Here is a 26,884-nt window from a genome sequence, read left to right on the forward strand (position 1 = left end):
GGCGCTACTCGCTGTGGTCGGCCATCGGCCTGCCCATCGCGTTGTCCATCGGCATGTCCAACTTCAAGGAACTGCTGTCCGGTGCCTACCGCATGGACGAGCATTTCCAGACCGCGCCGTTCGAAGAGAACATGCCGGTGCTGCTGGCGCTGCTCGGCGTCTGGTACGGCAATTTCTGGAATGCGCAGAGCCACGCCATCCTGCCGTATGACCATTACCTGCGTAACATCACCAAGCACCTGCAGCAATTGGACATGGAGTCCAACGGCAAGAGCGTGCGCCAGGATGGCCAGCCCGTCACCACGGCCACCGGCCCGGTGATCTGGGGGGGTGTCGGCTGTAACGGCCAGCACGCTTACCACCAGTTGCTGCATCAGGGCACCCAGCTGATTCCGGCCGACTTCATCGTCCCGGTGAGCAGCTACAACCCGGTTGCCGATCACCACCAGTGGCTGTACGCCAACTGCCTGTCGCAGAGCCAGGCGCTGATGCTCGGCAAGTCCCGTGAGGAAGCCGAAGAGGAGCTGCGCGCCAAGGGTGTGAGCGAGGAGGAAGTGCAGCGCCTGGCGCCGCACAAGGTGATCCCCGGCAACCGTCCGAGCAACACCCTGGTCATGGAACGCGTGAGCCCACGGCGGCTCGGCGCGCTGATCGCCATGTACGAGCACAAGGTGTTCGTGCAGAGCGTGATCTGGGGCAACAACGCCTTTGACCAGTGGGGCGTCGAGCTCGGCAAGGATCTCGGCAAGGGCGTCTATTCGCGCATGGTCGGCAGCGAAGAAAGCCGTGCCGAAGACGGTTCCACCCAGGGCCTGATCGACTTCTTCCGCGGCCGTCACCGCGGGTAAGGTAGACGTCGCTCTTCACGTTCACGCACTACCGGCCTATTCGGTTCCAGGGGTTGGCGAGGTTCACTCGTCTGCCCCTGATGGCGTGGCGCTGCATATCGAGCGCCACGGCCCCACCGGCGCCCGGAAGGTCGAGGGCTGAACATGCGGTGCAGCAAGCCTGATCGCTGTTGGCAACAGGCGTGTGCTGACCCGACCGTGACAGCTGGCCGCATGCGCCAGTCGGTACCTTGGCAGCCAGTATCTGGTACCTTTTCCCGCTACTCATCGCCTGCCTGCCGATCCCATCTGCCAACCCGGCGCGACTCTCCGCGTCGGCCAGGGTTCATCAGGCCACTGGGCGATCACTTTCACTCAGATCATCGTGGCCGCCATGACCCGAAAGCAAATCACCGTATTCGTCCTCGTCGCCATCGTTGCCCTGGTGCTCGGGCTGACCGTCAACAAGGTACTCAGCGGCAAGTCGCAGAATAACCCTGCCGCGCTGCTCGACGCCGGCATCGTGATGCTGCCGCAACAGCGCCAGGTACCGGCACTGGATTTCATCGATCAGGATGGCCAGACCTTCTCGACCGGCCAGCTCAAGGATCAATGGAGCCTGCTGTTCTTCGGCTACACCTTCTGCCCGGACATCTGCCCGGCGACCCTGGCCCAACTGCGCCAGCTGCGTACGCAGATCCCCGAAGAGGCCTGGAACAATCTGCGCATCGTACTGGTGAGCGTCGACCCGGATCGCGACACGCCGGAGCAGATGAAGAAGTACCTGGGCTATTTCGATGCCGGTTTCATGGGCCTGACCGGCGAGCCGGACACCATCCAGAAACTGGCCAATGCGGTGAGCATTCCCTATATCCCGGCTGACACCAGCAAGGAAAACTACACCGTCGACCACAGCGGCAACCTCGCCGTCATCGGCCCGGATGGCACTCAGCGCGGCTTCATTCGTGCGCCCATCAATATCGACAAACTGGCTGCGCAGTTGCCGGGGTTGATCCGCAAAGACTGAAAAAGTGCGTAGGATGGGACGGGCCGCGCAGGCGCAACCCATCACATATCTCAAAGCCGACCCAGGGAAGGGAACGTTGATGACTGGCTATCGCCGCCACTACCGCGCAGGCGGTGTGTATTTCTTTACCTTGACGCTCGCCGACCGCCGCAGGGATTGGCTGGTTTCCCATATCGATGTCCTACGCCAGAGCGTCCGGGAAGAGCAACGGCGTGCGCCCTTCGCCTTGCAAGCCTGGGTGGTGCTGCCTGAGCACCTTCACCTGCTGGTGCGCCTACCGGATGGCGACAGTGATTTCTCCAACCGGCTACGGCGTATCAAGGGCAATTTCTCCCGCCAGATTCCCTTGCCCGCGCACCGGCGGCAAAGCCTGCTGGGCAAGGGTGAACGCGGTATCTGGCAACGCCGGTTCTGGGAGCATGCCATTCGTGACCAGGAGGATTGGCAGCGACATATCGAATACATCCATCACAACCCGGTCAAGCATGGACTGGTAGATCGGGTACGCGACTGGCCGTATTCATCCTTCCATGCCTATGTGCAGCGCGGGGACTATCCGCTGGATTGGGGCTGGGCAGCGGAAGAGGACATCCCCGCCGGGGAGTAAGTCAGGGCGCTAATTGATGGGTTGCACCCATCCTACAAGGATTGGGATGCGCGGCCCGTAGGATGGGTGAAACCCATCATGCATTTCCCCGCCATTCCCCGTGTGGTACGAGTTGACCATCCGCAGGGTCGGCATGGGCAGCCGAGCAGGATTGGGCGGCGATGGGTTGCACCCATCCTACAAGGATTGGGATGCGCGGCCCGTAGGATGGGTGAAACCCATCATGCATTCCCCGCCATTCCCCGTGTGGTACGAGTTGACCATCCGCAGGGTCGGCATGGGCAGCCGAGCGGGATTGGGCGGCTTTGATGGGTTGCACCCATCCTACAAGGATTGGGATGTGCGGCCCGTAGGATGGGTGAAACCCATCATGCATTTCCCCGCCATGCGCCGTGTGGTTCGAGTTGACCATCCGCAGGGGTGGGTGGGCAGCCGAGCGGGTTTGGGCGGCTTTGATGGGTTGCACCCATCCTACAAGGATTGGGATGCGCGGCCCGTAGGATGGGTGAAACCCATCATGCATTCCCCGTCATGCGCCGTGTGGTACGAGTTGACCATCCGTAGGGGCGGGGTGGGCCGCCGAGCGGGTTTGGGCGGCGATGGGTTGCACTCATCCTACAAGGATTGGGATGCGTAGCCCGTAGGATGGGTGAAACCCATCATGCATTCCCCGCCATTCCTCGTGTGGTACGAGTTGACCATCCGCAGGGGCGGCATGGGCAGCCGAGCGGGATTTGGCGGCTGAGTTACTTGGCGAACAGCTGGCTCATATCCTTGAACGCCTTGAACTCCAGAGCGTTGCCGCACGGGTCAAGCAGGAACATGGTGGCCTGTTCGCCCACCTGGCCCTTGAAGCGCACGTAGGGTTCGATCACGAACGCCGTCTCGCGCTCCTGCAGGCGCTGCGCCAGGGTTTCCCAGACCGGCCACTCGAGAATCACGCCGAAATGCGGTACCGGCACATCGTGGCCGTCCACCGGGTTGCTGTGGGCGGCTTCCTGGTGTGCCATCTTCGGGGCTTCGTGGATCACCAACTGGTGGCCGAAGAAATCGAAATCCACCCAGTGGTCGCTACTGCGGCCTTCGGCACAGCCGAAGACTTCGCCATAGAAATGTCTGGCGGCTGCCAGGTCGTAGACCGGAATGGCCAGGTGAAACGGGGACAATGCCATGATCAGGCTCCTTAGGTCGGTGCCCATCGATTTTAAGTGCAAGAATTTTGATTAAAAGCGAATATTATTGCCGTCCAGCTCAAATGAAATCGATCAATGCTCCGTGAACTGAAGACCTTCGTCGCCGTTGCCCGCTATGGCACCTTCGCCGCGGCCGGGCTGCGTGTCGGCCTTACCCAGTCCGCGGTGAGCGCGCAGATGCGCGTGCTGGAACAGAACCTCGGCGTGCGCCTGTTCGACCGCAGCGGGCGCAGCGCGGTGCTGAGCGCTGGTGGCCGTCACGCGCTGCCATTGGCCGAGCAGATCCTTGGCCTCTACGCACAGATGGCCCTGCCCACGGCGCTGGCGGAATGGCAGGGCGAACTGAAGATCGGTGCCATTGCCAGCGTACAGACCGGGCTGTTGCCCGAGGCCCTGGTGCGTTTTCGTACCCAGGCTTCGCAGGTGGAACTGAAGCTGGTGCCCGGCGTTTCCCTCGATCTGCTCGGCCAGGTGGATGCCGGCGAGCTGGATCTGGCCGTGCTGATCCGCCCGCCGTTCGAACTGCCCAAGGAGCTGCTGCAGGTCGAGCTGGTACGCGAGCCTTTCGTGCTGATCGCCCCGCCCGAGCTGCCGGGAGACGATCCACTGCAGCTGCTGCGCGAGCAGCCCTTCGTACGCTACGACCGGCGTTCCTTCGGTGGCCGCCAGGTCGAGCGCTTCCTGCGCGAGCAGCGCCTGACGCCCCGTGAAGCACTGGAGCTGGATGAACTGGAAGCCATCGTGCGCATGGTCGAGTGCGGCCTGGGGGTTTCCCTGATTCCCCGTGCCGGGCTCTGGTGCCAGCGACCCTCGGTGCTACGCGTGCTGGAGCTGGGCGAACTTACCTTTCACCGTGAGCTGGTGGCGATTCTGCGCCGGGCACAGCGCCAGCCGGCACTGGACTGGTTACTGCAGTGTCTTGGCAAAAATGATAATTGAAAACTATTCTCATCGGTCGGTAAGATGCTGCTCCTTCCCGCTCAGGTCAGGTATGTCGATTGTCGGATCTGGATCTCAAAGGCCTTTTCCAGCAGCACGCCAGGGCGCTGCAAAGCTTCCTGCTGCGCAAGAGCCGTGACCCGCACCTGGCTGCCGATCTGGTACAGGAGAGTTTCCTGCGTCTGACCGAGCAGGCGCGGCACGAGCACATCGACAACTCGCCGGCCTATCTCTACCGCACCGCGCGCAACCTGCTGATCGACCATCGCCGTCAGCAGGAACGCCGCAAGACCGACCTGGTGGGCGACGAGGTGCTCAATGCTGTCGAAGATGAGGTCGACAGTCTGGAAGACACGACCGAGAGGCAGCAACGTATGGAGCTGTTGCAACGTGCAGTGGCCGAACTACCGCCGCGTACCCGCGAAATCTTTCACCTCAACCGCATCGAAGGCCTGACCCATGCCGAGGTCGCCAGGCGCCTGGAAATCAGCGACAGCTCGGTGCAAAAACACCTGTCCAAGGCGCTGGCGCATGTCATGGAACGACTGGGTGAACGTCCATGACCGTAAAAGTTACCGATATCACCGGGCACTTTTACGGTAAAAGGGCCGCCCAAGCGTCATTACCCCTATAAGAGAAACCGAGAGCACGACGTGAATAGCCCAGACCTGCAGGATCGCGGGATTCGCCAGGCCGCTGCCGAATGGGCGGTGCGCATGAGCGACTCGCCACTTAGCGAGGACGAGCAGCAGGCGCTACGGGCCTGGCTCGCCCTCGACCCTCGGCATGCCGAGGCGCTGCAGCTCGCCCGCCGAACCTGGGGCGATCTGGCGGCCCTGCCGGTTGCCGCGCAGGAGGCGCCACGTCGTGTACCAACCGCCGCCGTTGCCGTTGCGCGCCCACGTCGGCGACGTGCTCTGCGCTGGCTGAGCAGCGCTTCGCTACTGTTGCTGCTGGCAGCAATCGGCTGGACGCAGGGCCCGGCCCTGTACCTGCCGCTGGTCGCCGACCATCTGACCGCCACCGGCGAAGTGCGCACGGTCGAGCTGCCCGATGGCAGCCAGGCGATCCTCGACGCGCGCAGCGCCATACGCCTCGATTACACCGCCCAGGTACGGCGGATCGAACTGCTGGCCGGCTCGGCCATATTCCAGACTGCCCCTGTGGGCAAGCATGAGTCACGGCCGTTTATCATCGACAGCGCCGGCGGCAAGGCTCAGGCCCTGGGTACCCGTTTTCTGGTCAGCCGCAATGACGCCGAGCAGGCCCTGGTCGGCGTCATGCAGCACCGCGTCGCGGTCAGCAAGAACAGTCACAGCCTGATCCTCGAAGAAGGGCAGAGCGCCCGTTACGACGCCGATGGCCATATCGAGCGCCTCGACCTCGACCTGGCGCGCGCCAGCAGCTGGCAGCGCGGGCTGCTGATCTTCGACCAGGTGCCGCTGGCGCAGGTGGCGCAGCAGCTCAACCGCTACCGCGACGGGCATATCCTGATCGCCGACGGCCAACTGGCGCAACGCAAGGTCAGCGGCGTATTCCGCCTGGATTCGCTGGACGGCGCCGTCGCCACCCTGACCGGCGAACTGCACGCCCGGCATACCGACCTGCTCGGTGTCAGCCTGATCTACTGAGTGCCGGTGCCTGCCGCACATGTAGGATGGGTGAAACCCATCAATTTGCCGATGGGTTAACACCTACGCGGCCCGGCCCATCCTACGACCTGCACATGCCGCGAATCTTGCCGAATGGCCGCAATCGAATCGCCCGCAAGCGTGCTCCTACACGAACGCTGGCTTGCCGACGCGGCCTGTAGGATGGGTGCAACCCATCAATTTGCCGATGGGTTAACACCTACGCGGCCCGGCCCATCCTACGACCTGCACATGCCGCGAATCTTGCCGAATGGCGCAATCGAATCGCCCGCAAGCGTGCTCCTACACGAACGCTGGCTTGCCGACGCAGCCTGTAGGATGGGTGGCAACCCATCAATTTTCGATGGGTTAACACCTACGCGGCCCGACCCATCCTGCAGGCTCATATAAATCAATGGGTTATCTGAGCTTTGATGAGAGCCGGCTTGCCGGCGATGCTTTTGCGCCCTCACGGCCCAATCGCCGCTGAAGTGTTTCCCGCGATCTGCTGGGCCACCCGTAGGGCCGTCTCCCGGCTCTCCACCGTTTGCAAACGCCTGTGAAAAAAACTCGAAAATTCCTTACTGAGTTTTCCGGGCTGGAGCGTCTTGCCTATTGATAGTGATTTTCATTACTAGAAAGGCACACGACAAGCAGGGTAAATGGGGAGCTAGGGGAATGAGTCATCAAGTAGCCAGGGCATCACGAGCGCAACGCTCCGTTCGCCTGGCCGGCAGTCTGGTGGTAGGCGCGACACTCGCTTTCAGCGGCGCCGCCTGGGCGCAGCAGGCCGCCGGCGACATGGCGCCAGCCAGTACCAACGCCGAACAGATCACCTTCGATATTCCCGCACAGCCGCTGGGGAGCGCTGTGGTCACCTTCGCCGAGCAGGCCGGGATTCAGGTGTTCTTCGACAGCGGCAAACTGGCCGGCCTGCAAAGCCGTGAACTGAAAGGCCTGCATTCGCCGCAGCAGGGGTTGGGCCTGCTGCTCAGTGGGTTGCCGGTGAGCTACAGCTTTACCGGCGAGCGGCGGGTGAATGTGGAGCGGGTGGCACAGGTTGCCGGGGCACTGGAGTTAGGGGCCACCCAGGTCAATGCTGGCCGTATCGATGATTGGGTTTACGAGACGCCACGCTCGGTGAGCGTGATCGGGCGTGAACAGATCGACCGCCATCCACCAAGGCACGCTGCCGACATGCTTCAAGACACCGCTGGTGTCTACACCTCGACCAGTTACCAGGAGCCTGGTCTGTCGGTGAACATCCGCGGCATTCAGGACTATGGCCGGGTCAACATGACCATCGACGGTGCTCGACAGAACTTCCAGCAGAGCGGCCATCAGCAGCGCAACGGCGAAGTCTTCGTCGATCCCGAACTGCTTTCCGGCATCGACATCAGCAAGGGGCCGAACTCGGGGATGGGCGGCGCCGGCGTCATCGGGGGCACGGCGAACTTTCGTACCTTGGACATCGACGATATCGTCGATGCCGATCGTCGAGAGGGTGTACGCCTGCGCGGTAGCACCGGCCTGGGAGGCTATGCCAACGGCAATCATTTTGTCGGCAGCTTCGCCGCGGGCCTGCGTGCCAGCGAACAGGTCGAGCTGTTGGCGGCCTTTAGCCGCAAGCGTATGGGCGAATACGCGCCGGGCAGCCGTGGCGACTCTTTCCCGGGTAGCAGTACCTATAGCGGTGACCGCTACCAGGATATCGTCAGCCTGACCGACCAGGACATGGACTCCCAACTGTTCAAGATCTATTGGCACCTAGGCAATGGGCACGATTTCAAGTTCACTCATCTCGCCACGGAGGTGGACTACACCTCGGGCGGCACCTACGACGCTGTACGCAACGACGCGGGCTGGGAGGCCGTGACCCGCAACGAAGTGGAGTCGACCACCACTGCGCTGGACTACAACTGGAACAACGGCGATCCCTGGATCGATCTGGCGGCCAAGTTGTACTTCGCCCGGACTCGCAATCATCAGCAAGCGGACGCGGTGGCCGCTGATTACTCGAGCTTGTTGCCCCCTGTGGCGGCTTATTGCATGGCAAACCCCGCCGGCAGCATTTGCCCGCAGGGCAGTGACGCCTATGCCTTGACCTATGAGACCCGTACCTGGGGCCTGAATCTGCAGAACACCTCGCGCTTCAACTTGCCGCTGTTCGAGGCCAGTTGGAACTACGGCAGTGAGCTGAGCTACGACAAGACCGATCCCAAGACCCAGGGGGTGGAGAATGTCGATACCTATGGGAACGAGACCGCCGGCACCACGCCGCCTGGCGAGCGCTGGCTGGCGAGCCTGTTCACCAGCCTGACGCTGCAGCATGACGATTGGCTGCGGCTGGATGCGGGGTTGCGCTATGACCGTTACCGACTTTGGGGCGATACCGGTTTCACCACCCTCGATTCGCGTGGGGAGATCACAGGCATTCCCAATACACGTATACCTGTCGAATATTCGGTAGATGACCAGCGAGGCCACTTGTCGCCGACCTTGTCGCTGGCGATCACCCCGCTCAAGGGTGTACAGCTTTACGCCAACTACGGCGAGGGCTGGCGTCCGCCGGCGATCACCGAAACCCTGATCTCAGGCCAGCACTTGGGCGTCAATGACGGCACCATCATGCTACCCAACCCCTCTCTAAAGGCGGAAGAGTCGCGAACTTGGGAAACTGGGGTGAACCTGAAGTTTGATGACCTGATGATGAGCGGTGACAGCTTCCGTGCCAAGCTGGCCTATTTCAATACCAAGGTCGACAACTACATCCGCCTAGCCAATGTCGGTCGGCCAGGTGCGGCCTTTCTATCGATTGGCCATTACGCACCGGTGAACATGCTCGATCCGGTGCGCCTGCGCGGTTTCGAACTGGAGACCGAGTACGACGCCGGCGGCTGGTATATCAGAGGCAACGCGACCCGTGTCGATTACCACACAGGGCAGAACAGCTATCGCCTGTTCTATCTCGGCGGCGCCCAAGGCGCGACCGCGGATTACTGGAACAGCTTCATCTCCAGGGATGGTAGCGGCCAGGGTTATCCCTTCTATAGCATGTTTCCGCCGCGCGATACCGCGAGCCTTAGCGGTGGTATCCGTCTGTTCGAGCGACGTCTGGAGCTGGGTTCGCGGCTGCGCTATGCCTCGGAAAACGAATCCAACAGCATCACCCGAGGATCGCTTGCCTACAGCGTGGTCGACCTGTTCGGCAGCCTGCGTGCGACGGACAACCTGACCCTGCGTCTGTCGGTGGAGAACCTGCGTGATCGCCGTTACCTGGTACCCATGGGCGATTTGCTGGCACGCACCGAAGGGCCGGGACGTACCGTGATCGGCTCCTTCGAACTCAAGTTTTGATGATTCGGTGCCTCCCTGATTGGAGGGAGTCGCTGGTCGGCCAGGCTAGCCTGGCCAAACCTCAGGCCGGTTTATCCGGTTATTTAAAGGAGATGCATCATGAGTGTTGAAATCAGCTATACCTCGAGCCTGTACAGCACGCTGCAATCCGCTGGCTATGCCACTACGCTGCAAGGCTATCTGGACTACTACGAGTACACTTTCTCGTTGGAAGATCATTCCACCTCCGGCGGCTTCAATAGCACCAGTTTCACGCCGGATTTCCAAATGTATGGTTCGCAGTATGCCAATGAAACGGAGGCCACTGGCTACACTTCGGCTTTCATTGCCGAGGCGGCCACGGACGAGAACCTCTACTACACCTTCTTCACTGAACCTACCCATACTTTGTATGGAGAATTGGACAGCCTGAGTTTCGGTTCCGATCTGAGTAATGTCAGCAACCAGTGGGGCCTGGGCACCAGCTTCCTGGATATCCTCGGCCTTAGCGAAATCATCAACGATGGCCTGGATGCCAACGGTGACGTGATTGCCGGCAATACCACCTACGACAGCGGCAACGATGTACACGATATCGTGTGGGGCCTGCTCAATGGCGAGACCGATGCTCTGGCTGCGGTGCTCGGCGATTACTTCGACCTGACCGCCAGTCTCGATGCCAGTGGCGGCACACTCACTGGCAGTGCCTCGCTGGTAGGTGTGGCGGAGTTCACCGAGTCCGACCTGGCACTGGCAGCCTGATCGCCATGCAGTAAAAAGCGGATAAAAGATCGCTCTTTTACCCGCTCGGAAAACCCACGCAACCAAGCTTTTTGCCGAGACTGGTTGCGTGGACTGCGGGATTCTCCCGCCCCCTTCGTTATCGAGTCAATCATGAGCGGACTGTCTCCGACCAACGCGTGCGTGCCGGATATAAGCCGGGCTGTGTGTGCTGCCCGATTGCTGTGTTGTCTGGAGCGGCGCCCATGAAGCCTGCGAATACCAACAAGGGCAACGAGATCATCGAGGCCCTTTCCGCCTACAAGAGCGCCTTCTGGAGCGTCGGCATATTCTCTGCCGTCATCAACCTGCTGATGCTCGCGCCGGCGCTGTACATGCTGCAGGTCTACGACCGCGTGCTGGCCTCCAGCAACCAGATGACCCTGGCCATGCTGACCCTGATCATGGTCGGTCTGTATGCCTTTATGGGCGTGCTGGAGTGGGTGCGCAGCCATGTGGTGATTCGCCTGGGTACGCAGATGGACATGCGCCTGAATCAGCGTGTCTATAACGCGGCCTTCGAAACCAACCTGAAAAGCGGCAACCTGGCCGCCGGGCAGGCGCTGAGCGACCTCACCAGCCTGCGCCAGTTCGCCACCGGCAACGCGCTGTTCGCCTTCTTCGATGCGCCCTGGTTCCCGGTGTATCTGCTAGTGATCTTTCTGTTCCACCCCTGGCTGGGCGCTTTGGCGCTGGCTGGCGCGGTAGTCCTGACGCTGCTGGCCTGGCTCAATCAGCGCATGTCCAGCGCGCCGCTCGCCGAGGCCGGGCGCATCTCCATTCGTGCCAATCAGCAGGCCACGGCCAACCTGCGTAACGCCGAAGCCATCGAAGCCATGGGCATGCTGGCCAATCTGCGCCAGCGCTGGCTCGGTGAGCACAAGGCGTTTCTCTATCAGCAGAACCTGGCCAGCGAGAAGAGTGCAGTGATCAGTGCCTGGTCGAAAAGTGTCCGCCTGGCGCTGCAGTCGTTGATGCTCGGCCTCGGCGCCTTGCTGGCCGTGGCCGGCGAAATCACTCCGGGCATGATGATCGCCGGCTCGATTCTGGTCGGCAGGGTGCTCAGCCCGCTGGATCAACTGATTGGCGTCTGGCGTCAGTGGACGTCGGCGCGCCTGGCCTACCAGCGCCTCAGCCAGTTGCTGCAGAGCAATCCGGCTCGTGCCGAAGCGATGGCCTTGCCAATACCCTTGGGCGCCTTGCAGGTCGAGCGGATCACCGCCTGTGCGCCAGGCACGCGCAATCCGGTGTTGAGCAATGTCGGCTTCGCTCTGGAAGCCGGCGATATGCTGGGTGTGCTCGGCCCATCCGGCTCGGGCAAGTCCAGCCTGGCGCGTCTGCTGGTGGCTGCGCAACCGGTGCTTGCCGGCAAGGTGCGGCTGGATGGCGCCGACCTGCATCAGTGGGACAAGGCCGACCTGGGCCCGCACCTGGGTTACCTGCCACAGGACGTGCAGTTGTTCGCCGGAACCATCGCCGAGAACATCGCCCGTTTTGGTGTGGTGGATGCCGACCAGGTGGTCGCCGCCGCACGTATGGCGGGTGTGCATGAACTGGTGCTGCAACTGCCTCAGGGCTATGACACGGTGCTTGGCGAATCCGGTGCGGGCCTCTCCGGTGGGCAGCGCCAGCGTATCGGTCTGGCCCGGGCGATGTATGGCCTGCCGGCACTGATCGTACTCGACGAGCCGAACGCCAACCTGGATGACCCCGGCGAGAAGGCGTTGCTGGCGGCCATCGAACAGCTCAAGCAACACAAGCGCACGCTGGTGCTGATCACTCACAAGCCGGCTCTGCTGGCGGGGGCGGACAAGCTGCTGATCCTGCGTGGCGGGCAGATGCAGGCCTTCGGCCCGGCGGCCAAGGTGATGCAGGAACTGCAGGCCGCCGCCCGGCCGCAGGTCGCCCCGGCGCTGAAGGTCGCGCCTTCCATCAGCATGAGCTATGGCAGCCAGCCGAGCACATCCGCCTGAGCATCGAAAATTAAATTGAAAACCGTAGGAGCCGGCAAGGTGAGGTGCCCCGTTGTTACTACCGGCACGCTAGCGACGGCTCTCGTAAAAATATACTAACCAATTGATTTTTATTGATTTTGTAGGATGGGTGAAACCCATCGGCAACTGATGGGTTGGCACCTGCGCGGCCCGACCCATCCTACGGCCTGTTGCTGTGCAACAGCTCCTACGTATCAAGGATCGGGAATACCCATGCAAACCAGCCTCAAACAGGATGCCGCCATCAGCGCGGATGTGTTGCAACTCGATGAGCGCGGCTATGCCCGTTTCGGCCGCTGGCTGGTCATGCTCGGTTTTGGCGGGTTCCTGCTGTGGGCCGCGCTGGCACCGCTGGACAAGGGTGTGGCCGTTTCCGGCAACGTGGTAGTCGCCGGTAACCGCCAGGCGGTGCAGCATGTGGCCGGTGGCCTGGTGGAGCGCATCCTGGTGCGCGATGGCGATCAGGTGCAGGCCGGCCAGGTATTGCTGCAACTGGATGAAACCCAGGCGCGCGCGTTGCGCGATTCCCTGCGCGTGCAATACATCAACGCCCGGGCCGGCGAGGCACGCTGGCTGGCCGAGCGCGATGGGTTGAGCGAAATCGATTTCGCCGCGGATCTGCAGCAGGATCGCAGCGATCCCTGGGTCGCTACCGCGTTGAGCCTGCAGCAGCAACTGCTGGTCAGTCGCCGCCAGGCTCTGGATTCGGAGCTGGCCGGGTTACGTGAAACCATCGCCGGCACCGAGGCGACGTTGCAGGGGCTGCGCGATTCGAAAGCCTACAAGGAAGCGCAGCGCAGTTCCATGCAGGAACAGTTGAACGGGCTGCGCGAGCTGGCGCGTGAGGGCTATATCCCGCGCAATCGTTTGCTGGAGACCGAACGCCTGTACGCCCAGATCAATGGCGAGATTTCCCGCGACCTGGGCGAGCTCGGTAGAACCCAGCGCCAGGTGCAGGAGCTGCGTTTGCGTAGCGAGCAGCGCCGGGAGGAGTACCGCAAGGAAGTGCAGCAGCAGTTGGCGGACAGCCGCCTGAGCGCCGAGGAACTGGCCAGCCGGCTGCACGGCGCCGAGTTCGACCTGGCCAATACCCAGGTGCGGGCGCCGGCCAGCGGTACGGTGGTCGGCTTGAACGTTTTCACCGAGGGCGGTGTGGTCAGCCCGGGCCAGCCGCTAATGGAAATCGTGCCCAGGGATGCGCCGCTGCTGGTCGATGCCCAGGCCCCGGTGGAGCTGGTGGACAAGCTGCATCCCGGCCTGCGGGTGGAACTGATGTTCGTCGCCTTCAACCAGAGCAAGACCCCTCGCGTCAGTGGCGAAGTCACTCTGGTATCGGCTGACCGCCTGGTGGATGAGCAGACCGGCATGCCCTATTACAAGGTACGCACCAAGGTGAGCGAAGAGGGCATGCGTCAACTGGCAGGGCTGGAGATTCGCCCCGGCATGCCGGTCGAAGCCTTCGTGCGTACCGGCGAACGTTCATTGCTCAACTACCTGTTCAAACCGCTGGCCGACCGCACTCATATGGCTCTGGTGGAAGAATGATGATGCATCGCCTGTCGTGGTTGCTCGTCGCCTTGTTCGTTCCATCCGTCCACGCACTCGACCTGCAGGATGCCTATGCCCTGGCACTGCGTAACGATCCGACCTTCCATGCCGCACTCAAGGAGCACGAGGCGGGACAGGAGGAAATCGCCATTGGCCGTGCGGCGCTGCTGCCCAGCTTGAACTACAGCTACAGCAATGCCCGCAACGAATCGGAGGTCACCCAGTCGACGGCTGCCGGCGATGTGCGTACCAGGCGTGATTACCGCAGCTACTCCTCCAACCTGACCCTGCAGCAACCGCTGTTCGACTATGCCGCCTGGGCAGAGTACCGCCAGGGCGTGGCCAGGGCGCTGTTGGCCGACGAGCGTTTTCGCGCCCGCAGCCAGGAGTTGCTGGTGCGCCTGTTCGAGGCCTACAGCAGCGCGCTGCTGGCTGCCGAACGCAGTTCCCTGGCCCAGGCCCAGCGCCGTGCCTATGGCGGACGACTGACGCTGAACAAGCGGCTGTTCGAGGGCGGAGAGGGTACCCGCACCGACATGCTGGAAACCCAGGCTCGCCATGAACTGGCCCTGGCTCAGGAAATCGAGGCGCAAGACGCTCTGGACGCAGCGCTGAACGAATTGCAATCCATCGTCGGCGAGCCTCTGGTCATGCAGGATCTGACGCCCATGACCGAGACCTTCGAGGTGCAGCCACTGCAGCCGCAGCGTTTCGATGCCTGGCGCGATATGGCCCTGGCCAGTAACGCCGATCTGGCCAGCCAGCGCCATGGCCTGGAGGTCGCCGAGCAGAACGTCAAGCGTCTGCGTGCCGGCCATCTGCCGACCCTCAGTGCCTACGCCAGCTCACGTCTGACCAGCTCGGATTCCGAGAGCAGCTACAACCAGAAGTACGACACCGACAGCATCGGCATCCAGTTCAGCATGCCGCTGTTCGCCGGCGGCCGGGTAACGGCCTCCAGCCGGCAGGCCTCGCGGCAACTGGAGCAAGCCAGTTACGAGCTGGATGCACAGACCGCCGCGACCCTGGTCGAGTTGCGACGCCAGTACAACCAGTGCGTCAGCAGCGTGGCCAAGGTGCGCGCCTACGAATTGGCGGTGGCCTCCGCCAGTACCCTGGTCGAAGCCACGCAGAAAAGCGTCATCGGCGGCGAGCGGGTCAACCTCGACGTGCTCGATGCCGAGCAGCAGCAGTTCGAGGCGAAGAGCAACCTGGCCGAAGCCCGTTACGGCTACCTGCGTGCCTGGTTGCAACTGCGCTACCTGGCCGGGGTATTGGGAGAAGCGGATTTACAGCAATTGAGCGGTTACTTCCCCAGTCCAGAAAGAGCGTCATCTCCAGCCCCGGCAGATGCCCCGTAGGGGGGGCGGTCGCGCAGGTGAAACCCATCAATCGCCGATGGGTTTCACCCATCCTACTCTGATGGCAGTTATCGCCTGGTTGTAGCCATCTGTACCGAACAGCTTGAAAGGGATGGTGCTAAAACATCATCCACCGCGTGAGCGGTGCTGGCCGAAACAAGCGTTACGCGAGGTCTACTTGGAAGCCAGCAGCCAGCAGCCAGTAGGATGGGTCGGGCCGCGCAGGTGCCAACCCATCAATCGCCTAATGGCTGGTTGCCTGGCTGATCTGCAGGCGCTCGACAGTTATTTTACCCACAGCACATGAGAAGCATTACCATCCTTGCGATTCGTATAGCGTGATGGTTTGAGCGATGTTCGACGAGTTGTTCCTGGCACAGCGCGGCACCCTGCTGCGTACCTTGCAACGCATGGTCGGCAACCGCAGCACCGCCGAGGATCTGCTGCAGGAAACCTACTTGCGGGTATCCGCTGCCCTGGCCGAGCATCCGGTCGAGCACCTGGCACCCTTCATGTTCCAGACTGCCCGCAATCTGGCCCTTGACCACCTGCGCGGATTGCGTCGGCAGAACCTCATCGTGCAGACGGACGTGCCCAGCGCGGTCATCGAGCAGGTTCCCGCCCGTGCCGCCACGCCCGAAAGCACCCTGGAAAACCAGCAGTTGCTGGAGGCGCTGGATGCCGCCATCGCCGGCCTGACCCTGCGCCAGCAGGAAACCTTCGTACTCAATCGCCTGCAGGGCTGGAGTTATGCCGAGATCGCCGCGCATTTCGATGTGTCCCTGAGCACCGTGCAGAAGGATCTGAAGCTGGCCATGGCCCTCTGCGTCGCCGTTCACAGCCGGCTGGAGGCGCCATGATTACGCGTTTCACTCGCCCAGACGTCTACAAGATAAGACCGTGAAAATGCCCAACGAGAACGATACCGTGCTGTCATCGCAGATCCCTGACCAGGCACCGCCCACGGTGATGGATACGGCGCTGGATTGGCTGATCCGCCTGGAGGAAGCCGATCCCGCCGAGCGCGAGGCCTTCATCCTCTGGCTGGATGCCGACCCGGCCCATGCCGCGGCCTTCGACCAGGCAGAGCGTGCCTGGAACTCATCGCTTGCCGGCGCCGTGGCGGTGCGCACCGCCGCACGCCTTGCGCCTGCCCCCGCGGTCGCCCTGCCAGCACCGCATACGCCTGCGGGGACACGGCGCCGTCGCCGTTGGTCGCGTTGGGCGACGGCAGCGAGCCTGGTACTGGCGTTGCTGCTGGGCACCCAGGCGGATCTACCGACACGCTTGCAGGCCGACATCATCACCGCTCGTGGCGAACAGCAGCGCCTGCCCCTGGAGGATGGTTCGCAGGTCATGCTCGACAGCGCCTCGGCCCTGGCGCTGGATTTCGATGCTCGAACGCGGCGTGCGCGGCTGCTGCGTGGCGCTGCCTATTTTGATGTGGCCAGTGATCCTTCCCGTCCTTTTCTGGTCGAGGCTGGCAGTGCACAGGTACGCGTGGTCGGTACCGCATTCGCGGTGCGCTACCTGGACGAGCAGGTGCGGGTCAGCGTCGAACGCGGCATCGTCGAGGTCAGCGCCGGTAGCGAAAGCATACGCCTCAGCGCCGGCCAGGAGGCCAGTCTGAGCGATGGCCGGATGAGTGTGCAGCGCTCGACTGGCCAGTCCCTGGCTTGGATCAAGGGACGCCTGGCGTTCGAGGATGCGCCCCTGGGCGAGATCGTCGACGAGCTGCGCCGTCATTATCCGGGCTTGATCCTGGTGGCCGATGCTGAACTGGAGTCCCTGGCGGTAACCGGCAACTATCGCCTGGACAATCCCCAGGTGACGCTTCGCGCGCTCGCCGCCCTGGCCGGTGCCGAACTCAGCGAATGGCCGGGGGTGTTGATTCTGCGGCGTTGAGGCTTTTGTAATTCATAGGGTGTAGAGGCGAACTCTTTTGCCGAGCCTTGTGCGAGAAGCGAATTGCCGTGATCCGTCAGGTATCCATGGGTGATGGGCTGTCGCCCATCCTACGTTCGAGATGTAGTGAGTAGGCCGGCTCCTGCAGATGCGAAACCGCCAGTTCGGGTGGATGGCTGGGTACCGTTCGGCCGTGTCGGTTCACTGGCCTTGTCCGAACCTGGCAGAAATTTTTACGCGATTCGATAGGCCGGGTCGTCATGTCATGGCTTTGCGATTAATACGCATTAACATGACTCGTGACGGGAGAGGCAATGGATCAGGCAATCGGCAAATACCCGAGAAAACAGGGTATGTATAAACGCCACCCACTGGCATTGGCGATCGTTCTCGGACTGACCCAGGCGATGGCCGGTGGCGTGCTCCAGGCGGCGGAAACAGACGAGATCGTCAGCGAGCAACAACGCTACCGCTTCGGCATTCCGGCGCAACCGCTGACCTCTGCCCTGAACCGATTCAGCGATATCACCGGTTGGGAGGTCGGTGTGCCGGCCGTCATCGCCCGGGGCAGGCAGTCCGCCGCGCTGGCAGGCGAGCTGAGCCCGGAGCAGGCCTTGCAGCGGCTGCTCTCGGGAACCGGCCTGGGTTTTCGCCTGGTCGCCGCCGACAGCGCACTGCTGGAGCTGCTGCCCGAACAGACCGGCTCGGCGCTGGAGTTGGGTGCCACTCAGGTGCAGGCGGATCGCGTTGATGAATGGATCTACCAGACGCCAAGATCGGTCAGCGTGATCACCCGCGAGCAACTCGACCGCAACCCGCCGCGGCACGCTGCCGACATGCTGGTCGAGACCCCGGGCGTGTACAGCGCGGTGAGTGCCCAGGATCCCGGCCTGTCGGTGAACATCCGCGGCATGCAGGACTTCGGTCGGGTCAACACCATGATCGATGGCATGCGCCAGAACTTCAACGAGAACGGCCACCAGCAGCGCAATGGTCAGCTCTATGTGGATTCCGAGCTGATCAGCAGTGTGGTGATCGAGAAGGGGCCACGCTCGGACGTCACCGGTGCCACCTCCATCGCCGGCAGTGCCAACTTCGGCACCCTGGCCTATGACGACATCATCCTGCCGGGTCAGGATCAGGGCGTGCGCCTGCGGGGCATGACTGGCCTGGGCGGCCACGGCAATGGCGTCAACTTCATCGGCAGTGCTGCGGTGGCCGGGCGCTTCGGTGACAATCTGGAACTGCTCGGCGCCCGCAGCCGCCGCAGTTTCGGCGACTACTCCCCCGGCTCGCGGCGGGAGAATTTCGACTTTCTCACCTCCGGCGTTCAGGATGGTAGGGAAGGAGTCACCCAAGTGGTCGACCGCATCAAGTTCTCCAATCAGGAGCAGGACTCCGAGCTGTTCAAGGGCCGTCTCACCCTCACCCCTGAGCAATCCCTGCAGTTCACCTACGTGGGAACCGACCTCGGCTACAACAATGTCTCTGATCGTCGGGTAACCAACCCGGTGGACGGTTCCGCTCGCGACGGTGAGGAGGCCTGGATCAAATACGGCGATGCCAGCGCACGTTCGCAATCGTTCGGCCTTGATTACTCCTTCAACCCGGACTCGCCGCTGATCGACTTCAAGGCCAAGCTCTACTACGTCACTACCAAGAATCAACGCGATAACGACGCTGGCCGGCCAATTGTGACCGACGGCGTGGATATGACCGAGACAGCCTGGCGTCTGGGATTCTGCCGACAGAACCCGATCCCGGCGTCTTGGGAACCCGCCTGCGAAGCTGGCCTGGGCAATGAGACCGAGACGCGTATCGATACCTATGGCTTCACCCTGGACAACACCGCGCGCTTCACCCTCGGCGGTGCCGAGGGCTTCAGCTTCAACCACGGCCTGGAGTACTACCAGGACAAGGGCACCTCCAAGACCAGCAGCGATTACCAGGGCGAAACCATCGCCTCGGCGCAGAACACCCTCAATCCCAATGGCAAGCGCAGCATCGCCAGCGCCTTCGGTAGCCTGACCTTCGAGACCGAGCAGGTGACCCTCTCTGCCGGTCTGCGTTACGACAGTTACTGGCTGAAGGGTAAGACCCAGCTTCCAGTTACTGACTGGGCCTATGAAAGCCGCTCCCAGTATTACAACAGGCAAATTACGCAATCTCTTGAGACCAGTCGGAGAAACTGCACCGACTTCAGCCTCCGGGAAAGCCAGCGGATCAATGCCTGTAACAACATATCCCGGTTCGAAGGATACTTAGCCGATCCGACTACGGATTCCAGGTACTCCACCGATTTCTATGCCGGCCGATGGTCTTCCAATCCGGGAATGCGGGAATATCAGGTAGATGAGCATCAAGACAAGCTTCTGCCCACGCTCTCGGCGGCGTATCGTCCGACTGATTGGCTGGAAGTGTTTGCATCCTGGGGCAAGTCCTGGCGCCCACCGGCCCTTACCGAGTCGCTGATGCAGGGCTCGCACCCCGGCGATCCCTTCGCGCGGATGTATCCCAACCCCTATGCCGACCCTGAGACCTCACGCAGCTGGGAGCTGGGCTTCAATGTCGACCATGTCGGGCTGATCCGCCCCGACGATCGTTTCCAGGCCAAGGTCGCCTACTACGACACACGGGTCGACAATTACCTGATCACCTCTATCGTCAACACTCTGCCCGGCCGAACCGGCGGCCTCGGCAACACCATGTTCGTCAATAATCAGGTGCCGATGAACTTTCGTGGTATCGAGTTCGAACTCGATTACGACGCACGGCGCTGGTACACGGGTATCAACTACACCCATGTGATCGGTGGTGATAACGACATCTGCCAGAGAATCTACCCCCTGGGCAGCGATAACATTCGCGAAGACATGCCCCGCGAAGACGGCAGCTATTCGGACTTCCATAACGACGCCATCGCAGCTGGTTATGCCTCCTACGAGGCCTACCTGGATGCCCAGGAATCCTGCGCTGGCGATGTGTTCGGCATGAACAGTGCGCGCAACCTGCCGATGGATCGCGGCAGCTGGGTAGTCGGTACCCGATGGTTCAACGAAAGCCTGGAGCTCGGCGCCCGCCTCAACTACAGCGCTGCCGGCGGCCCTGAGGACTGGGACTACGACCTGTGGCCCAGCTACACCACCTGGGATCTGTTCGCCAGCTACCGGGTCAGCCGCAACCTGTTGTTGCGTGCCACGGTAGAGAACATTCGCGACCGCAGCTACGTCAGCGGTTACTCCGACATCTTCACCAAATCCTATGGCCCGGGCCGCACCGTCATGGGCGGCTTCGAGCTGCAGTTCTGACAGTGACCACTGCCTTCGATGGTCACTACGGAACCGTGCTGAAAAGAGCGCGGAAACCGGCATCGAGCGATGCGGTTGACGCTCTTTCATCCGCCATGGTTACGACGTGTGGTGGATGGGGCACGGCGCTCATGGCAGACGTGCGCGCCACCCTGTGTTTGCTGGAGGGTCAGATGTCCCACACCAGATTGACCGAGAAGTTGCGCCCCGGCTGGGTCAGACGGTCGAGGTTGGCCGGGCTGGTCACCCCTGCTTCGCCTACACCGTCATAGCCGCGCACGTCGTCCCACAGCCAGTATTGCTTGTCGGTCAGGTTGTACAGGCCGGCGTTGACGGTGAGGTCGTCGGTCAGCTTGTAGTAGCCGCTCAGGTCGAGAATGCCGAAGCCCGGTGTGCGGAACTGGCCGCTGGTGCCGTCCGGTGCATTGAAGGCGCTGTCGTCGATGCGGCTCTTGCGCTTGACCAGGGTCCAGTTCAGCAGGGCACCGTAGCGCTCCTGATCGTAGCCCAGGCCGAACACGCCGGTCAGTGGGTTGACGCTGTTCAGCGGCTCGCCGGTATCGTCGTTGCGGCCGCGGGCATAGGCGATCGAGCCTTGGGTGTAGAGGCCCGGCAGGGCGCCGAAGCTGTCCAGGTTCAGGCGGCCCTTGAGTTCCACGCCGCGGATGCTGGCATGGCTGATGTTCTGGCTCTGGAAGGCCAGGGCGTTGCTGTTGGCGGTGATGGCGTTTTCGTCGATGAAGTCGCGGTAACGGTTGTAGAACAGCGCCACATCGAAGCTACCGCCCTCGAAGTTGCCGCGCAGGCCGGTTTCCACGCCGCGGCTTTTCTCCGGGTCGAGATCCGAGTTGGGTTCCACGGTATAGCCGCCGGCCAGGTTCTCGAAACGGCCGTACAGCGCCTTGGCGGTCGGCGTACGGAAGCCTTCGGCGTATTGGCCGAACCAGGTGTAGTGGTCGTCGAAGGCATAGGTGACGCCGAGCTTGGGCGACACGCGGTGCCAGGTCTTGGTTTCGTCGCTGTACTCGGTGACGTTGCTGGCGGTGATGGTGGCGAGAAACTCGTCGGTCAGTTTCGGCTCCAGACGGGTGTAGTCGTAGCGCAGGCCGGGCAGGAAGGTCCACTGGTTCCAGCGGATCTCGTCCTGGACGAACAGGCCGTAGGTGTCGATGGTCGGGGCGGGGAAGTCGCTCTGCGGGGTCGGAGTGTCGGCGCTGGCGGTACTCACCGCGCCGACGGCGCTGCAGTTGATGGTGCCGCTGGTCTGCGCGGCCAGGCAGATACCGTAGCCGGTGCGCAGCCCGGTGACCTTCTGGTGCTTGAGGTTGGCGCCGTAGGTCAGCAGATGGTCGGTGTCGCCGATGGCGAAGGCCTTGTCCAGCTGCGCGTCGAGCACCCACTGGCGATCCTTGTAGTAGGTGTCCCGGTAGCGCATCACGTCGCGAGTCACCGCACCGGTGACGAAGTTGGTGGGAACGTAGTTCTCCACGGTGCTCTGGTCGGTCTTGGCGATCTGGTAGTTCAGGCTCCACTTCAGGTTGTCGGCCAGCAGGCTGTCCAGGGCCAGACTGTGCTCCAGGCCGAAGCGCTCGCGGGTGATGGTGTCGTTGCCTTGGCGCGAATGGTAGTAGCCGAAGCCACTACCGGCATTGAACGGTCCGCCCACCGCGCTCAACTGGTTGGTATCGCGGTCGTCCTTGTATTTCTCGTAGGTCAGTTGCAGGCGGTCGCTGTCATTGTAGTTCCAGCCGAGCTTGGCCAGGATGTTGGTGGTGCGTACGTCCTCGGGGTTGGCCTCGGTACGCGTCAGCCCGGTACCGCCGGTGCTGCCGTAGGATTCGGTCTCGTGGCCGTTGCGCTGGGAGAGGTGCAGCAGGGCGTCGAAGTCGCCATGGCGGCCGGCCACGGTGGCGGAGGTCAGCCAGCTATCGTCGGCCGAGCTGTAGCCGGTCTTCAGGCGTGCGCCGACGTCCTGGCCGGGCTTGATGATGTCGTCCGGGTCGAGAGTGAAGTAGCTGACCGCGCCACCGATGGCGCTGCTGCCATACAGCGCCGAAGCCGGGCCGTGGAGGATTTCCACGCGCTTGACGATTTCCGGATCCACATAGTTGCGATGGGTATTGGCGTAGGGGCCGTTGAAGAAGCTGGCCGGTACTTCGACACCGTCGATCTGGGTCAGTACCCGGTCGCCGTCGATACCGCGGATGTTATAGCCGCTGATGCCGGCGCGCTGGCCGGTGCCGCCGACCGAGACGCTGGGGTCGTCACGTACCAGCTCCTTGATGGTGTTGACGTTCTGCCGGTCGAGCTGCTCGCGGCTGTGCACGCTGACCGAGCTGGGGACTTCGCTCACGCTCTGCGCCCGGCGTGTGGCGGTCACCGTCAGCGGTTGCAGCGCCATCGCCTGTGTGGGGGTTCTGATCAGTACCACGCTGCGGGCGCCGACGCTGTGGTAGGTGATGCCGGTACCCTCGAGCAGGCGTGCGAGCGCCTGCTCGGCCGGCAACTGACCCGTGAGGCCGGGCGAATAGACGCCGCTGGCCAGTTCGGCGGGCAGGCCGACCTGCCAGCCGGTTACCTCGCTGAAGGTATTGAGCGCGCTGACCAGTGGTTGCCGGGCGATGGTGAATCGGTAACCACTCGCCTGGTTCTGCTGCTGCGCACCCTGCCCATCATCGGCGGCATGGGCGCTCGACGGCAGGCTGGCGCACGAAATGGCGAGCGCCAGCAGGGACAGGCTGGCAGTGGACAGTCGGCGCGACAGCGGGCGCCTGGAGTGAATGGTCATCGTTGAGCTCTCTGGAGGGTTCGTCGAAACGTAGCAAAATACGAATTATTTGCATTGGCTTCTGACGGGACGAACGAGAGCGGGAAATGCCGTAAAAATTTTTCAGGGTCAGTTGAGAATCAGCAGCGCCGGGTACTCATGCAGTCGTGCCGAGGTCACCTGGGCCAGCGAGCGCATCACTTCCAGGGGGTCGTTGAGGCGATAGTTGCCGGTGACGTTGAGATCGTTCAGGTGCGGGCTGTTGCTGACGATCCAGCCCGGGTAGTAGCGCCGCAGCTCGGTCAGTACCTCGTGCAATGGACGGTTGTCGAATACCAGACGGCCTTGCACCCAGGCGAGTTGTGGGGCCGAGGCGCGATTGACGAGGTTGCCGAAACCGTTGCGGCCGACACGAATGCTGTCGCCACTGCCCAGGCTCACGCGGGTGTCGTCGTCACGCGAGTGCAGCTCGACTTCGCCCCGCTCGACGCTGACCTCGGCTTCGTCGCCCAGGTAGCGCACGGCGAAAGCGGTACCGCGCACCGAAACCTGCACGGGGCCGGCCTTGACTTCGAAGGGGCGGCTGCTGTCGCGGGCTACATCGAAATAGGCCTCGCCTCGGTACAGGTGAGTGACCCGCTGGCGCTCGTCGATCTGACTGGAAATGGCGGTATCGGTATTGAGCAGCACATGCGAGCCGTCGGCCAGTTCCAGACTCTGCCGCTGGCCGACGGCGGTGACATGATCGGCCTTCAGGCGCAGCAGCAGATCGCTTTGCACGATGACGCCACAGGCCAGTAGCAGCGAGGCGGCGACCGCCAGCAGCCTGCGCATGTGCCTGCGAGCGGGCGCAGCGGTTTGCCGCCGGGTTTCCAGGCGCGCCGCCGCTTCGACCAGCAGCGGCGACTGCCAGTGGCTCTGTACCTGGCGGAAGGCTTCGGCATTGGCCGGCGATACGTCCAGCCACTCGGCGAAACGCGCGCGGCAGGCATCGTCTGCGTCTTCCAGCAGGATCAGCCAGGTGAGCGCCTGATCCTGCGGCGTGTGGTTTTCGGCAGTGAGCTCGTGTTGGGACATCGAGCGATTCTCGCGACTGGGGGCGTCCATTCTGGCCGAACGTCCAGGTAAACGATAGTCGCTCATGTCGGCGGATTCAGCCTGTCGAGCAGGGCCATGCAGATGGCCATGATCAGTTTGAGTTCTTTCTGCACCGTGCTCAGCGAAACGCCGAGTTGGGAGGCGATTTGCGCGTGGCTCTGGCCGTGCAGGCGGCTGAGGATGAAGATCCGCTGCTGGCGCTCGCTCAGTTGCTCCAGCATGCTGCCCAGGCGTTGCAGGAGTCTTTGCGCATGCAGGCTGTCCTCGTTGGAGGAGCCGGGTGCGGGGACGGCCTGAATCACTTCGTCCGGTACATCGTCGAGCAGGGTTCTGGACTGCATGCGTACGCGTCGCAGGTGATCCAGGGCGAGATTGCGTCCGGTCTGGAACAGAAAGGGTTCCAGATGTTCGACCTTGTGCTCGCGCAGGCTATGGGCGACCCGTAGATAGGTCTCCTGTACCAGGTCTTCGGCGATGCTGGCGTTCTTCACCATCTTTACCAGTGTGCGCAGGAGCGGGGTGCGCTGGGTCAGAAATACGCTGTCGAGATTAGAGGTGGTCACGGGCAGATCCGGTTCGCCGACTACTAGTTAATGATAATCACTTTTAATGGGGCCGGCTACCGGATGCTATCCTTTCAGGCGTGGCCGGATCAGACCTATCGCCTTTGGTTCGTAGGGTGAATCGGGGCGCGCAGCTGACGCTTCATCTACGCGGTTCGATCCGTCCACCGCTTTACGATCGCAACGGTGGACAAAAAGAGCGTTGTCCACCCGGTCTGAATGCCTCGGCCTTGTCCAGGGAGACCCGGATCCGCTCAGAAAGCTGATCCGGCCTTGAGCGCCCGTCGAGTTTTTTTACTGACTCCGGGGGGCTCGTTCGTCTCTTATTAATGATCAATGTGAAAGGTTGGCTGTACGCATGGCCTGCTGGCGTGCCGATGGCCGACCGTCGATGTCCAGACGGCGACGACGCCATTCGGATCCGAGTCTGCGCAACCCTATCGTTTCTCCGTCATCAATGAGACCCCTCATGACTGCATCATCGCCCCTGTCCCATGCCCTGCGTTCCCAGCGTCTCAACCAGATCACTCACGAGCCGCACAGCAAGCTCGATGACCTGGTCAAGAGCCATGACCCGTTCAGCAGCCGGGAACGCTTCGCGCGCTTCGTCGCGGCCCAGTACCTGTTCCAGTACGACCTGGAAAAGCTCTATACCGACCCCGCCCTGATCGAGCTGGTACCCGACCTGCCGGCGCGCTGCCGGGTCGAGCAGGCGCGTCTGGATCTGGCCGATCTCGGCCTGCCGGTGCCGCAGGGCGATGAGGCCATTCGTAGCCGTTCTCTGGGGCTCGGCGCCGCCCTGGCCTGGCTATTCGTATCCGAAGGCTCGAAGCTCGGCGCGGCCTTTCTGCTCAAGCGCATGCCTGCACTGGGCCTGAGCGAGACCTTTGGTGCGCGCCATCTCGGCGAGCCGGAAGGCGGCAGAGCGCAAGGCTGGAAGGCGTTCGTCGCGACCCTGGATGCGATCGAGCTGGATGCCGAACAGGAGCGCGAGGCGGAGGCGGCGGCGATTGCCGCGTTCGAGCGTTTCGTGGTGCACCTGGAACGTAGTTTTGCCTGATACCCCGCGGGCGATGGCGAGTGGCTGGACACGCTGGCTGTGGCTGGCGCTCGCCTACCTGAGCATCGGCATGGCGGCGGTGGGTGTGGTAGTGCCTGGTTTGCCGACCACCGAGTTCGTGTTGCTGGCGGCCTGGGCCGCGTCGCGCAGTTCGCCACGGCTCAGTGCCTGGCTGGAAAACCACCGCCTGTTCGGCCCATTGCTGCGCAACTGGCGCGATGGTGGGGTGATCACCCGGCGTACCAAGCTGGCGGCGAGCCTGAGCATGCTGCTGGCCTTCGGCATCATGCTGCTGACGGTGGCGCATACGCCGTCGCTGATTTTCGCCGGGCTGGGCATGAGCTGTGGTGCGCTGTGGATCTGGTCGCGACCGGAGCAGGTCAGGCGTAAGGACGACGAGCAGGCAGCGGAAACCCGCTGAGCGTGAATCGTCTACAGGATCTGGAGCGATGCGTGTCCTATGCTATGCGCTTCAACAGACCCCAGGGCATAAGCGATGAACAAGGATATCGGCGAGATCAGCGGTGCCTGCCACTGTGGCGGCGTGCGTTTCCAGGTGCGCCTGAGCAACGGCCTGCATACGGCGCGGCGCTGTAACTGTTCCTATTGCCGGATGCGCGGGGCGGTCGCTGTATCTGCCGAGTTGACGGATTTTCAGGTGCTGCAGGGCGAGCAATTGCTGACGGTCTATCGATTCAACACCCGCAGTGCACAGCATTATTTCTGTTCGCGCTGCGGCATTTACACCCATCATCAACGCCGTTCCAATCCTCATCAGTACGGCATCAACGTGGCCTGCCTCGACGGCATCAGCCCGTTCGACTTCGCCGAGGTGCCGGTCAGCGACGGAATATTGCATCCGGCGGACGATGTCAGCGGGGCTGTATCGAGACAGGTGGGCGTGCTGCGTTTCATTCCTGCGGACGGATCGCACTGACCA

21 protein-coding genes are annotated in these 26,884 nt (G+C 62.6%); 17 read left to right on the forward strand and 4 right to left on the reverse strand.

The window, feature by feature from the left end:
• The 3 genes from DNK06_RS19100 to DNK06_RS19110 all read left to right on the forward strand — a co-directional run.
• Nucleotides 1-848: glucose-6-phosphate isomerase (locus DNK06_RS19100; protein WP_479724664.1), on the forward strand; the 848-nt coding region annotated here is incomplete at its 5' end.
• A 373-nt stretch (nt 849-1,221) separates the two neighbouring features.
• On the forward strand, nt 1,222-1,854 hold the full coding sequence (locus DNK06_RS19105) for an SCO family protein (protein ID WP_131181589.1): 633 nt from the start codon (nt 1,222-1,224) through the stop codon (nt 1,852-1,854).
• A 79-nt stretch (nt 1,855-1,933) separates the two neighbouring features.
• Nucleotides 1,934-2,461, forward strand: coding sequence for an REP-associated tyrosine transposase (locus tag DNK06_RS19110; RefSeq protein WP_131181590.1), 528 nt, complete (start codon nt 1,934-1,936; stop codon nt 2,459-2,461).
• A gap of 746 nt (nt 2,462-3,207) precedes the next feature.
• Here DNK06_RS19110 and DNK06_RS19115 read toward each other — a convergent pair.
• Complete coding sequence (locus DNK06_RS19115; RefSeq protein ID WP_131181591.1) at nt 3,208-3,633, reverse strand: VOC family protein; 426 nt, start codon at nt 3,631-3,633, stop codon at nt 3,208-3,210.
• Nucleotides 3,634-3,729: 96 nt separating this feature from the next.
• Between DNK06_RS19115 and DNK06_RS19120 the strand changes: the two genes are divergently transcribed.
• The 11 genes from DNK06_RS19120 to DNK06_RS19170 all read left to right on the forward strand — a co-directional run bounded on the left by DNK06_RS19120 (nt 3,730) and on the right by DNK06_RS19170 (nt 20,456).
• Entirely contained in the window at nt 3,730-4,593 is an 864-nt protein-coding gene (locus tag DNK06_RS19120; RefSeq protein ID WP_131181592.1) for a LysR family transcriptional regulator, read from the forward strand.
• A 59-nt stretch (nt 4,594-4,652) separates the two neighbouring features.
• Complete coding sequence (locus DNK06_RS19125) at nt 4,653-5,156, forward strand: RNA polymerase sigma factor (protein ID WP_131181593.1); 504 nt, start codon at nt 4,653-4,655, stop codon at nt 5,154-5,156.
• A 90-nt stretch (nt 5,157-5,246) separates the two neighbouring features.
• Nucleotides 5,247-6,224, forward strand: a complete 978-nt coding sequence (locus DNK06_RS19130) for a FecR family protein (RefSeq protein WP_131181594.1) — start codon at nt 5,247-5,249, stop codon at nt 6,222-6,224.
• A 678-nt stretch (nt 6,225-6,902) separates the two neighbouring features.
• On the forward strand, nt 6,903-9,581 hold the full coding sequence (locus DNK06_RS19135) for a TonB-dependent hemoglobin/transferrin/lactoferrin family receptor (RefSeq protein ID WP_131181595.1): 2,679 nt from the start codon (nt 6,903-6,905) through the stop codon (nt 9,579-9,581).
• 99 nt (nt 9,582-9,680) lie between these two features.
• Complete coding sequence (locus DNK06_RS19140; protein ID WP_131181596.1) at nt 9,681-10,322, forward strand: heme acquisition protein HasA; 642 nt, start codon at nt 9,681-9,683, stop codon at nt 10,320-10,322.
• Nucleotides 10,323-10,546: 224 nt separating this feature from the next.
• Complete coding sequence (locus DNK06_RS19145; protein WP_131181597.1) at nt 10,547-12,313, forward strand: type I secretion system permease/ATPase; 1,767 nt, start codon at nt 10,547-10,549, stop codon at nt 12,311-12,313.
• Nucleotides 12,314-12,547: 234 nt separating this feature from the next.
• Complete coding sequence (locus DNK06_RS19150; RefSeq protein WP_131181598.1) at nt 12,548-13,879, forward strand: HlyD family type I secretion periplasmic adaptor subunit; 1,332 nt, start codon at nt 12,548-12,550, stop codon at nt 13,877-13,879.
• Between the two features lie 2 nt (nt 13,880-13,881).
• On the forward strand, nt 13,882-15,243 hold the full coding sequence (locus DNK06_RS19155) for a TolC family outer membrane protein (RefSeq protein ID WP_131181599.1): 1,362 nt from the start codon (nt 13,882-13,884) through the stop codon (nt 15,241-15,243).
• Between the two features lie 353 nt (nt 15,244-15,596).
• Complete coding sequence (locus tag DNK06_RS19160; protein ID WP_165493585.1) at nt 15,597-16,103, forward strand: RNA polymerase sigma factor; 507 nt, start codon at nt 15,597-15,599, stop codon at nt 16,101-16,103.
• A gap of 46 nt (nt 16,104-16,149) precedes the next feature.
• Nucleotides 16,150-17,148 carry a FecR family protein gene (locus DNK06_RS19165; protein ID WP_242674630.1) on the forward strand — a complete coding sequence of 333 codons (999 nt, stop codon included), beginning with the start codon at nt 16,150-16,152 and terminating at the stop codon, nt 17,146-17,148.
• A 314-nt stretch (nt 17,149-17,462) separates the two neighbouring features.
• Nucleotides 17,463-20,456 (forward strand): TonB-dependent receptor, encoded by a 2,994-nt coding sequence (locus tag DNK06_RS19170; protein WP_131181601.1) that lies wholly within the window; start codon nt 17,463-17,465, stop codon nt 20,454-20,456.
• A gap of 169 nt (nt 20,457-20,625) precedes the next feature.
• On the opposite strand, the gene DNK06_RS19175 is transcribed toward DNK06_RS19170, so the two are convergent.
• The 3 genes from DNK06_RS19175 to DNK06_RS19185 form a co-directional block, all read right to left on the reverse strand.
• Complete coding sequence (locus tag DNK06_RS19175; protein WP_131181602.1) at nt 20,626-23,244, reverse strand: TonB-dependent receptor; 2,619 nt, start codon at nt 23,242-23,244, stop codon at nt 20,626-20,628.
• A gap of 108 nt (nt 23,245-23,352) precedes the next feature.
• Entirely contained in the window at nt 23,353-24,330 is a 978-nt protein-coding gene (locus tag DNK06_RS19180; protein WP_423228072.1) for a FecR family protein, read from the reverse strand.
• A gap of 32 nt (nt 24,331-24,362) precedes the next feature.
• The gene (locus DNK06_RS19185) at nt 24,363-24,884 is read right to left on the reverse strand and encodes an RNA polymerase sigma factor (RefSeq protein ID WP_131181604.1); all 522 of its coding nucleotides are present in this window, start codon (nt 24,882-24,884) and stop codon (nt 24,363-24,365) included.
• A gap of 469 nt (nt 24,885-25,353) precedes the next feature.
• Between DNK06_RS19185 and DNK06_RS19190 the strand changes: the two genes are divergently transcribed.
• The 3 genes from DNK06_RS19190 (at nt 25,354) to DNK06_RS19200 (ending at nt 26,881) form a co-directional block, all read left to right on the forward strand.
• Entirely contained in the window at nt 25,354-25,944 is a 591-nt protein-coding gene (locus DNK06_RS19190; protein WP_131181605.1) for a biliverdin-producing heme oxygenase, read from the forward strand.
• Entirely contained in the window at nt 25,937-26,365 is a 429-nt protein-coding gene (locus tag DNK06_RS19195; protein WP_423228073.1) for a YbaN family protein, read from the forward strand. Before DNK06_RS19190 ends, DNK06_RS19195 begins: the two co-directional genes overlap by 8 nt.
• A gap of 75 nt (nt 26,366-26,440) precedes the next feature.
• Complete coding sequence (locus DNK06_RS19200; RefSeq protein WP_131181606.1) at nt 26,441-26,881, forward strand: GFA family protein; 441 nt, start codon at nt 26,441-26,443, stop codon at nt 26,879-26,881.
• Nucleotides 26,882-26,884: the final 3 nt, after the last annotated feature.

This window comes from Phytopseudomonas daroniae (assembly GCF_004327285.1).
GTDB lineage: Bacteria > Pseudomonadota > Gammaproteobacteria > Pseudomonadales > Pseudomonadaceae > Aquipseudomonas > Aquipseudomonas daroniae.